Source organism: Marinimicrobium sp. UBA4509, from assembly GCF_002388575.1.
GTDB classification, from domain to species: Bacteria; Pseudomonadota; Gammaproteobacteria; order Pseudomonadales; family Cellvibrionaceae; genus Marinimicrobium; species Marinimicrobium koreense.
The window spans coordinates 63668-74261 of record NZ_DGMV01000032.1; the positions used below are offsets into that span (position 1 = coordinate 63668).

Genomic DNA, 10594 nt, shown 5'->3' on the forward strand with positions numbered 1-10594 from the left:
GGAAAGGCACCGAATGCTCCCAGGCTCCCGCCTCGCCGTATCGCAATCGTCGAGGCATGAGGGATCAACTCTGCCCCATCGACAGCCTGGCCCATCAAACACAAGAGCTCGTTTATGCACAGTGCCTCAATAGCGATCATCGGCGGCGGCTTGAGCGGCCTGTACGCGGCTTACCGGCTGGAGCAGATGGGCCTTACCGACTATGTGCTGATTGAAGCGCGCTCGCGCTTTGGCGGTCGTATCGAGTCCCCCACGTTCCCCGATATGACCGGCCCGCACAATCGGTTTGATCTGGGCCCATCCTGGTTCTGGCCTGAGCTCCAGCCGCAACTGATGCAACTCATCCAGGCAATGGATCTGGAGGTATTCGAGCAGTTCGAAACCGGCGCCATGGTGATTGAGCGATCGCCCGATGTTGCGCCCATTCGGACCAATGGCTATGTAAACTCGCCGCCCTCCATGCGGTTGGCGGGCGGCGTGGCCAGTCTGGTGGAGGCCCTGCACCGACGGCTGGATAAAACCCGGTTAATGACCGGAGAAACGGTCCAGAGCCTTCGCTACCGCGATGATCATATTGAGCTTGATAGCGTCGATATCGCCCATTCCGTCACCACCCGAAAGGTCCAGCGGGTGCTGCTGGCCATGCCTCCGCGGCTGGCGGAAAGCACCATCGCCTTTGATCCGCCGTTGCCCGAGCCACTGGCTCGGCAGTGGCGCTTCACGCCGACCTGGATGGCACCACACGCAAAGTACGTCGCGCTGTATGACACACCGTTCTGGCGGGAACAGGGGCTATCGGGTGAGGCTCGCAGCCTGCACGGCCCCATGAACGAAATTCACGATGCCTCCGTACCGGGCGGTGCGGCGGCGCTGTTCGGTTTCTTTGGTGTTCCGGCCCAGGTGCGCCAGACGGCGACCGAGGCGACGTTAAAGGCCCACTGCCGGTCGCAGCTCGGTCGGTTGTTTGGGCCACAGGCGGCCGAGCCCCGAGCTGAACTGCTTAAAGACTGGGCGCTTGACCCGCTCACCGCTACATCGGCTGACCGACGGGACGGCGGCGCCCATGTCGCGGCACCGGAAATCGAAGCGCCCTCTGGCCCCTGGCGAGGTCGCGTGACCGGTATTGGCAGCGAGTGGTCAAAACCGTTTCCAGGCTACCTGGCCGGCGCCATCGACGCTGTCACCCGAGTCGTGGAGCGGATCCCGTCAGAAACTCAGGGGTGGACGTAACCACAACGAAAAGCCCACGACGCCTTGACCGTGTTATCGTAATTACCTCATTTCAAGCAGGAGTGAATCACCATGAGTTCCATCGTCCGATGTGCCACTACCGCCCTGTTATTGCTCTGGGCCGTCAATTCTCTCGCCGGTGACTTGTCCGCCACCGCCGAGGCCCATGACTTTTACACACCGAGCGAGAACCTGGTAACCGGGGGCCAACCGTCGCGGGACGAGCTGGCGGCCCTCAAAGCGGCCGGGGTGACCAAAGTGATCAACCTGCGTGGACCGGAAGAAAAGGTCGCCTTTGACCCCAAGGCGGAAGCCGAGGCACTGGGTATGGAGTATGTCTCACTGCCCATTTCCGGCGCCGGTGATGTGACCGCCGACAATGCGCGTAAACTGCACCAACTGCTGCAGCAAGAGGATGATGAACCGGTCTTCCTGCACTGCGCCTCAGGCAACCGGGTGGGCGCACTGCTGGCCATTGCCGCGCACCAGATTGAAGGCAAACCTCTGGACGAGTCTCTGACCCTGGGCCGCTCGGCCGGGCTGGGCTCACTTGAAGGCAAGGTGCGCTCGGTACTCGACGAGTCAGGCCGCCAGTAAATCAATTCATTAAACATCAAACAGTGGAATTCCCATGAGCTTTAACACAGAAAAATACCCCGGTGTGGCCGACGAGGCCCCGAAGGAAACCGACGGCTTTCGCTTTAACCACACCATGCTGCGGGTGAAAGACCCTGAGCGCTCCCTGGCCTTTTACTCCCACGTGCTCGGCATGCGCGTACTGCGCCGGCTGGACTTTGAGGAGATGGAGTTTTCCCTGTACTTCCTGGCCAAGCCCGATGCGGACGAGCCCCTGCCCGAAGACGCGCAAGAACGCACCCGCTGGACCTTCAGTGAGCGCGGCATTCTGGAGCTGACCCACAACTGGGGCACCGAGAAAGACCCGGACTTTGAGTACCACGACGGCAACAGCCAGCCCCAGGGCTTTGGCCACATCTGTTTTTCCGTGCCCAACCTGGAAAAGGCCGTCGCCTGGTTCGATGCCAATGATGTGAACTATGTAAAGCGCCCGGAAGACGGCAAGATGAAGCACATCGCCTTCATCAAGGACCCGGACGGCTACTGGATCGAGATTGTCCAGGCCGAGCGGATGGCGCCCTCCTGACGCCATCCCAACCCGCTAGCCTTTCTCCAGGGCTTTGATAAACGGCTGGTCATACAGCCTTGTTCCCGTAGCCCGGTACAAGGCGTTAGCCAGCGCTGGGAAGACCGGCGGAAACGGTGGTTCGCCCAGACCGGTGGGGTCTATGTCATTGTCGACAAAGTTCACATGAATCTGGCGGGGGATTTCGTTCATGCGAATTATCCGGTAGCGATCAAAATTACGCTTATCCGGCTTACCGTCAGTGAACGTCATCTCGCCGTACATGGCATTACCGATGCCATCGATGACTGCACCCTCCACCATGTTGACCGCCGCATCGTGATTTACCACAACGCCACAATCCACCGCGCTGTGCACCTGGTCGACTTTGGGTAAGCTATCCCCCTCCTGGGTGACGGTTACCACCTGAGCCGCGTAGGAGTTATGACAGAAGTAGGCTGCTACGCCTTTCTTGACGTCCGAGGGCATGGAGTTCCAACCCGACCGGTCGCGCACCAGTTTCAACACGCCCGCATAGCGACTCGGGTCGTAGTCATTGTTCTCGCCGACCGGATTGTTGTTCGCCCGCTCCAGCAAGCTCAAACGAAACGCAATCGGATCTTCTCCGGCCGCCTCGGCCACTTCATCCAGAAACGCCTGCTCGGCCAGCGCCATGAAGTTGGAGCGAGGTGCACGAAACGCCCCGGTGGTGATATTGGAGGGAATCACCAAGCCCTCCGCCAGGTAGTGATCCACGGCCCCGGCGGGAAAGCGGTTTTCATGCACGCAATGCTCGGTCAACCCCACACCGCGAACCTGATAAGCCACCAACTGGTTATTTTCATCCAGCGCTGCTTTGAGCTGAACGGTATAGGTGGGGCGATAGATCCCCATGGTCATGTCGTCTTCGCGGCTATAGATCAGTTTGACGGGCGCCTTGACCTGCTTCGAGATAACGGCCGCTTCCACCAGATAGTGGGAGTACGCGCGACGACCAAAGCCGCCTCCCATGCGGGTCATTTCAATGCGAACCTTATCGGTGGGCACATTGAGCCGGCTGGCCACAGTGCCCTCGATAAAAGCCGGCGCTTGCAGCGGGCCCGCCACATGAACCTCGTCGTCGGAGACATGGGCAAAAAAGTTCATGGGTTCCAGTGTGTTGTGCGCGAGTAACGGTGCCCGGTATGTCCTCTCGATCACCGTTTCGGCTTGCTCGAAAGCCGTTTTAGGGTCTCCGTCCCGGCGCAACACTTCCAGCTCGCCGTCCAGCGCATTGTCCATCGCCTTGCGGTGACCGTCGGTACTCTCCAGACCGCCGGGCACCTTCACCTCAATGGCAGTGCCAAAACGATCAATGGTCTCGGTCCGGGCAGGCATGGCCTTCCACTTCGCCGACAGGGCTTTTTTCGCCTTCATCACCTGCCAGGTTTTATGCCCGACTATGGCGATAAGGCTGGGGAAGGCGGTGGTATCAAAATAGTTCTTTTGGTAGTCCGGTCGCATGGACTCAAAGACAAAGGCATCCACAATGCCTTTCATTTTTTTGATCTCATCCAGATCTGCCGAGTCAACCGTCTGCCCAAAGGCCGGAGGGTGCTCGATCATCGCCACCAGCATACCTTCGGCCTGATAGTCGAGGCCAAACATCGGTTGGCCGGTCACAATCTTCAGGCCTTCCAGGTTTTTCCGGGACTGTCCGATCAACTCAAACGCACTCTTGTTTTTCAAGGGTACCTGCTTGGGCATCGGGATCATGGCCGCTTCGGACGCCATCTCTCCGTAAGTGCTGGTTTTTCCGGAGGCGGCGTGCGACAGAACACTTTTTTGAGTTGATACCTCTTCAACCGGAACATCCCACTTCTTAGCCGCCGCCTGACGCAACATGTGTCGAGCACTGGCGCCGGCCATGCGTAAACTCTGCCAGGCGAGTCGGATAGACTGACTGCCCCCGGTAAACTGGCGCTGATAGTCCTCGGGTTCAAACTCGGCCTGTTTGGCCGTGACCTTTTCCCAGTCGGCGTCCAACTCCTCCGCCAGAATCATGGGCATGGAGGTCATCAGGTTCTGACCAAACTCCGGGTTGGGAACCATGGCGGTAATATCGCCCGAGGGCGCAATCCGAAGATAGGCATTCAGTTCAAAGGCCTGATCGGTCGTGGCTTCACCCGAGGCAGCCGCCGCGCCGCTCAGCCAGCTGAAGTTGATCAACAAACCACCGCCAGCGGCCGCACTGGCCTTCAGGAAGGCCCGGCGGCCGATGGAGGTTTTCAACACAGTCGCTTCGCTTTCGGTTTCAGTGCTCATATCCCTACCTCCTTACGCCTTTGCGGCCGTTTTAATGGCTGTCTTGATCCGGCTATAGGTTCCACATCGGCACAAGTTACCGGACATGGCCTCCTCAATCGCCTCGTCGTCCGGACTGGCATTACGGGCCAGTAAGGCGGCCGCCGACATGATCTGCCCCGCCTGGCAGTAGCCGCACTGGGCCACGTCGTGTTCCAGCCACGCCTGCTGAACCGGGTGGCTGCCGTCCTCGGAGAGCCCTTCAATGGTGGTAATTTTGGCATCACCGATTGCGGACACCGGGAACGAACAGGATCGAATGGCATTGCCGTTCATGTGCACGGTGCAGGCGCCACATTGGGCGATACCGCAGCCAAACTTGGTGCCCGAAAGGTTCAATTCGTCTCTCAGCACCCACAGCAAAGGCGTGTCCTGATCGGCTTCGACTTCGTACTTCTGGTTGTTCACAGTAACGTTATAGGTAGGCATGGGACCCCCAGTTTGTGGTCTTGCAAAGTTCAATGAACTGTACATCGAGTGGTTTGAATCAGTGATCCCGGTAATGGCCGATATCCTTACTCGGCGCCCTTCCGAACATCCGGCTGTATTCACGACTGAACTGGGACACGCTGGCATAACCTACCCGGTGACAGGCCGTACTGATATCCACCGCCCGGGTCAGCAAGAGTTGTCTGGCCTCTTGTAACCTCATAGTCTTCTGAAACTGCAGGGGCGTCATCTTGGTTACCGACTTAAAGTGATGGTGGAACGATGACGAACTCATGTTGGCAAGCTCAGCCAAGTGGTCGATCTTGATCGGCTCCCGGAAATGTTCCTTGATCCAGGTGATTGCTTCGGCCACCTTGAAGGCGTGCGAGTCGGACAGGCCGATGTGCGCGATGGCCGCCCCGGCCGGACTGCGCAGCAGCCGGATAAGTATTTCGTCGATCATTAACGGAGCCAGAAGATCGGCATTGTCCTGGCTGAGAATCAGCTCAAGCATGCGAATGGCCGAGCGTACAATGTCGGGATTTGCTTCATCGAGGCAGATGGCTTCGTTATGCCGAGTCATGGGCAAGCCGTTCGGGTATGCTCGGAAGATCAGTTCCGAGAGCTTTTTCCGATCGATATGCACCACCAGGCACAGATAGGGCTCCGCCTTGGACGCCTCAATGAATTTAACGCCAAGCGGCACTTCCGCCGCATAAACCGCCATACGGGACTCGTTGTACTCGTAACGTCTGTCGGCCAGGTACACGCACTTGGTTCCCTGAGCCACCAGGCACAGCCCGGGCATACTCAGCGTATGCTGCAATTCGGAGGACGGCGAGGACTGACGCAGGACATGAAGCCCCGGAACGGGCAGGTCAAAGCGGCCATCGTGCGGGGCGAATCGTTCGATGAGGCGCGCCAGTACACCCAGCTCCTGCGGGGCAGGCGCTGATTTTTGCTTATCGGCGGACTTGTTCGACTCGACCGACTTGCCCGATTGGAAGGGAACGACATTCTGCTGCTCAGTCATAAAGGAGACCCACTGGCCAAAATGTGTACAGATCCGCTAAGTATATTCCCTGCTAACACCCACCACTTGCCCATAGCCACTAACCTTTTGCCTGATCCTGCAGGCGACCGGCGCCCTGCGCTATGCTTCCGGTACCGGTAAGCCCACCACCATCAGGCGCCCAAGCTCAACGGGACTAGTGTTCAATCTCGTGGGTGTCTCTCACGCTACTGAAAGTGAGATCGAGCATTTGCCAATCACCATCCAGCTTTTTATACACTTCAGTCACGGTAAATTCGTTGGAGACCTCGTTTCCACGCACCACCGCTACCAGTGTGATGCGGTTCCACGCGATGGCGGTGTCGCCGATCACCTCCACCGCCACATCATGAACCTCAGCGTCTTTGTACCAGATACTGCCGGACTCAATAATTTCCAGTTCCCGCTCTTTTTTCCAAGAGCCACTCATATGCACGAATTTGGACTGCTCATGGAAAAGCGCTTCCAGCTTTTCAACGTCTTTATCCGCCATCCACTGCCACTTGGCGGCGGAAATTTCCCGGATCTCACGTTCGCTCACGGAGCTATCGGCAAAACTCAGCTGTGATGCCAAAAGCAGTGCCAATAGGCCAAACAAGGATTGTCGTAAGGTCATAAGATCTCTCCTGCCGATTGATTCAGTCATTCGATAGTAGGAGAGCGGGAAGCGCTAAACAAGATCAAAAATCAGGATGCTTTATTGAATTTTATTCATCAATCGGCGGGAGCCGGCTCGCGCAACGCCTCAAGAACGACCGCAAAGGCGCCTGATGCTGGCTTTCGGCTTGGGTAATAAAGGTGGTAGCCGGTGTAGGGCTGACACCACTCATCCAATACTCTGATCAGCCGCCCAGCGGCCAAATGCTCGGTGGCCACATCCTCCGGCAGGTAGGCCAACCCCTGGCCGGCCAACGCCGCTCGAAGAATGGGGGAGACACTATTGAATATCCAGGAGCCGGTCACCTTGACGGTCAGTTCCCGTTTACCTTTCTCAAACTCCCAGGGCAGCAGCCCTCCATGGGTGGGCAGACGCAGGTTGATGCAGTTGTGCTCCGCCAGTTCCTGGGGTGAGCGGGGCTTCGGGTGATGGGCGAAGTAGTCGGGAGACCCCACCACGGCAATGCGGGCATCCGGGCCGATGCGTACGGCGATCATGTCATTGGCCAGCTCTCCTCCGAGACGAACGCCCGCGTCGTAACGCTCAGCAACAATGTCGGTGCGAGCGTAGTTGACTGTGACCTCGACGGTGATATCCGGATATTGGGGGAGTACCTTGGCCAGCTTGGGCCAAATCAGGGTGTTGGCGGCATGCTCGGCGGTGGTAATCCGAACCGTGCCAGCGGGCCGACTGCGCTGATCCCGCACGGCGTCCAGCTCACTATCGATCCCCTCAAAGTGTGGGGCTATACGCTCAAACAGACGCTCCCCCGCCTCGGTGGTGGACACACTGCGCGTGGTTCGAGTCAGAAGACGGACCTCCAAACGAGACTCCAGGGCCCGGATGGCATGACTGAGCGCAGAGGTCGAAATGCCCATCTGCGCCGCAGCCCGGGTAAAACTGCCCTCCCTCGCCACATGGATAAAGGCAAGCAGCTCGCTGTAACTGTTTCTGGCCATTATTGAGCTCTGTTCAACAAACCATCCTGATTATAGAGGCTAATCATGGAAGTGTCCAAGCGGTAAGCTGGAACCTGCGCTGGACGTCCCGCTTGAGACCAGAGGCAAGAACGAAGTCACTCAGAGCAGAGTAGGTACGACCAATGGCTCGCTCAAAACAGGCGTTTTCATGGCGTGGAGAATCAGGCAAACGTTCGACAAAATCTCGCATCCCTTGAGTCTCAGCGACGCCTACACTGAAGCTCGCCCTAAACGCCCCACGGCGACACTGATTAGAAATAGCCAAACGGTTAAAACCGGTAAGCCGGGCGATTAAACAGTCTCTATGAGGAATATTGACGATGACGACAAATTCATCAGATCAGAGCTTGCCAAAAGACACCCAAGCAACGACGAAATCCAATCGCCAACGACTCCGGACATTATTTCATTCGAGCGTTCTCGCAACGACGTTCGCCATCTCGGGAGAAACTGCCGCTGCGGATTACAGAAACAACCCTTTCACATTGGTCTATGAGGGTGCCATCACCGAAAACGTCGAGGGCGAAGTCAATATCAACCCGGTTACCTATGACCTCAACGGCATCGACATTTCGGCGAATCTTTATACACCCGCGAACTACGATCCTGGCAATGAGTACCCCACAGTGGTGATTGCTCACCCCAATGGTGGGGTAAAAGAACAAGTGGCCGGTTTATATGCCCAGCGCCTGGCTGAACAGGGGTACATCACTATTGCGGCGGATGCGGCCCATCAGGGCGCCAGCGAGGGTACGCCTCGTCACGTGGACAAGCCAGCCAACCGCATTGAAGACATTCACGGCATGGCCGACTTTATCAGCCAGTACGCGGGTGCTGATTCTGAGCGTATCGGCCTTCTCGGTATCTGTGGCGGGGGCGGTTATGCCCTAAAGGCCGCCCAGACGGACAAACGGTTTCAGTCGATTGCCACCTTGAGCATGTTTAATTCAGGCCGAGTGAGGCGCAATGGCTACCGCGACTCCCAGCTTGACACCATCCAGCAACGGCTGAAGGAGGCCTCCGAGGCGCGAGCCCAGGAAGCCGCCGGTGGCGAAATTCTCTATGCGGCCGATCAAGAACTCACGGACGAGCAAATTGCTGCTCTGCCGTTTGCGCTGTACCGCGAAGGCTTTAAGTACTACGGTGACACTCACGCCCACCCCAACTCCACCTTCCGGTACACTAAAAGCAGCCTTCTGGCGCTAATGAACTTCGATGCAGCCACCAATATGGACCTGATTGATCAACCCTTGCTGATGATCGCTGGAAGCGAGGCGGGTTCGCTGTACATGAGCCAGGACGCTTTCAAGGAAGCCGACCAGGCAGAGAGCCGAGAGCTTATGCTCATTGACGGAGCGACCCACATCGAAACCTACTGGAATCCGGAGTACGTGAACCAGGCCGTTGACAAACTGACCCAGTTTTTCAACAAAACATTGAGATAGGAGGCAGCTATTGTAAACCGGGTTAAACCCTGGGAACGACCATCTGCTTCGCTCACAGCGGCCCCTATCTAGGCTGACCTTGCCGACAAGGGGCCGAACCAGGTGTTTTTATAGACATCACGTAACATATTCCAAGCTCAAGCATGCAACGGAGAACCACATGACCAGAACGCAACTGAAAGGTGCACTCATCTTGATGTTATTCACGGCTGGTGCACAGGCCAACAACGAGCAACCAGGCCAAACGATAGTCAAAGGGCAGGATCACGAGGTCAACCAAGCGCCCGCCAATCGCTTCTCAGGCGATGCCCATTTTTCACGCTTTCCGACTATGCCCTCCCCCGGTGACGTCGCGCCCGCCACGGTGACATTTGAGGCCGGAGCCATCACCAACTGGCATATCCATCCCCACGGTCAGTACCTGATTGTGACTGACGGTGAAGGCCGAACCCAGGAGTGGGGAAAGCCCATACAGACACTGCAAGAAGGCGATGTGGTGATATGCCCGCCGGGCGTCAAGCATTGGCATGGTGCCAGTGAGCACCGTTCAATGACCCATATTGCCATCAGCCCGGTATCCCCGGACGGACAAGGCGTCACCTGGTTAGAGAAGGTGGAGCTCCCCGAGCCCAAATCAACGACACCCGACCAACCCGAAGCGCCCACCCCGGTGACGCTCACGGAAAAGCAACTGAGCCTGATCCCCATTGCGGCCTTCTCTGCGATCGGAGATACAGAGAAGCTCAAGCCAGCTCTCGTTCAAGGCCTGGAACGTGGCTTGACCGTGAACGAAATCAAAGAGGCCTTTGCGCATCAATACGCCTATGCCGGCTTTCCGAGAGCCTTAACCGGCATGCTGACATTCAGAAGCCTACTGGAGGAGCGCAGAGAGAACGGTATTGAAGACGTTCAAGGTAAAGAGCCGAGCCAATTGCCCGATAGCACGGATTACTACCAGCTTGGTTCAGAAACCCTGGAGTACTTAACGGATCGAACCATGGAAGAAGCGTCACAACCGCTGTTTGGTAATTTCTCTCCCACCATGGACCATGCGCTGAAAGCCCATCTGTTCGGCTATTTGTTCAGCCGGGACAACTTAGGCTACCTTGAACGGGAACTCGTTGTGGTGGGTACGCTTTCAGCCATCGGGGATGTCAACGCTCAGCTCAACTCCCATTTGACCATTACGCAGGATCTGGTGGGTGATTCAGAGCAGATGGAAAGAGTCATGGCGACCCTGGAGAAGGAAGTCGGAAAAGACGTAGCCCGTAATGCTCGGGGTGTTTTGCGAGGCATTCAATAGCCCCCCCCCCCCCC

General features: G+C 57.4%; 10 protein-coding genes. 5 read left to right on the top strand and 5 right to left on the bottom strand.

All coding sequences use genetic code 11. The features are described 5' to 3' along the window. Positions 1-114 precede the first annotated feature (114 nt). The 3 genes from B3520_RS04290 (at position 115) to gloA (ending at position 2392) form a co-directional block, all read left to right on the top strand. The gene (locus B3520_RS04290) at positions 115-1230 is read left to right on the top strand and encodes a flavin monoamine oxidase family protein (RefSeq protein WP_286807279.1); all 1116 of its coding nucleotides are present in this window, start codon (positions 115-117) and stop codon (positions 1228-1230) included. A 72-nt stretch (positions 1231-1302) separates the two neighbouring features. Beyond that, entirely contained in the window at positions 1303-1827 is a 525-nt protein-coding gene (locus tag B3520_RS04295) for a protein tyrosine phosphatase family protein (protein WP_286807278.1), read from the top strand. 34 nt (positions 1828-1861) lie between these two features. After that, positions 1862-2392, top strand: a complete 531-nt coding sequence (gloA, locus tag B3520_RS04300; RefSeq protein ID WP_286807277.1) for a lactoylglutathione lyase — start codon at positions 1862-1864, stop codon at positions 2390-2392. A gap of 15 nt (positions 2393-2407) precedes the next feature. Here gloA and B3520_RS04305 read toward each other — a convergent pair whose 3' ends face one another. The 5 genes from B3520_RS04305 to B3520_RS04325 all read right to left on the bottom strand — a co-directional run bounded on the left by B3520_RS04305 (position 2408) and on the right by B3520_RS04325 (position 7811). Continuing rightward, entirely contained in the window at positions 2408-4675 is a 2268-nt protein-coding gene (locus B3520_RS04305; RefSeq protein ID WP_286807276.1) for a xanthine dehydrogenase family protein molybdopterin-binding subunit, read from the bottom strand. 12 nt (positions 4676-4687) lie between these two features. Beyond that, the gene (locus B3520_RS04310) at positions 4688-5143 is read right to left on the bottom strand and encodes a (2Fe-2S)-binding protein (RefSeq protein ID WP_024461204.1); all 456 of its coding nucleotides are present in this window, start codon (positions 5141-5143) and stop codon (positions 4688-4690) included. 58 nt (positions 5144-5201) lie between these two features. Then, positions 5202-6176, bottom strand: a complete 975-nt coding sequence (locus B3520_RS04315) for an AraC family transcriptional regulator (RefSeq protein WP_286807275.1) — start codon at positions 6174-6176, stop codon at positions 5202-5204. Positions 6177-6351: 175 nt separating this feature from the next. After that, positions 6352-6810 carry a nuclear transport factor 2 family protein gene (locus B3520_RS04320; RefSeq protein WP_123638246.1) on the bottom strand — a complete coding sequence of 153 codons (459 nt, stop codon included), beginning with the start codon at positions 6808-6810 and terminating at the stop codon, positions 6352-6354. A 98-nt stretch (positions 6811-6908) separates the two neighbouring features. Next, positions 6909-7811 (bottom strand): LysR family transcriptional regulator, encoded by a 903-nt coding sequence (locus tag B3520_RS04325; protein ID WP_286807274.1) that lies wholly within the window; start codon positions 7809-7811, stop codon positions 6909-6911. A 341-nt stretch (positions 7812-8152) separates the two neighbouring features. Here B3520_RS04325 and B3520_RS04330 point away from each other — a divergent pair, with 341 nt between their 5' ends. Both B3520_RS04330 and B3520_RS04335 read left to right on the top strand, forming a co-directional pair. Continuing rightward, positions 8153-9277, top strand: a complete 1125-nt coding sequence (locus B3520_RS04330; RefSeq protein ID WP_286807273.1) for an alpha/beta hydrolase — start codon at positions 8153-8155, stop codon at positions 9275-9277. Positions 9278-9437: 160 nt separating this feature from the next. Next, entirely contained in the window at positions 9438-10580 is a 1143-nt protein-coding gene (locus tag B3520_RS04335) for a carboxymuconolactone decarboxylase family protein (RefSeq protein ID WP_286807272.1), read from the top strand. The last annotated feature ends 14 nt before the right edge of the window (positions 10581-10594 follow it).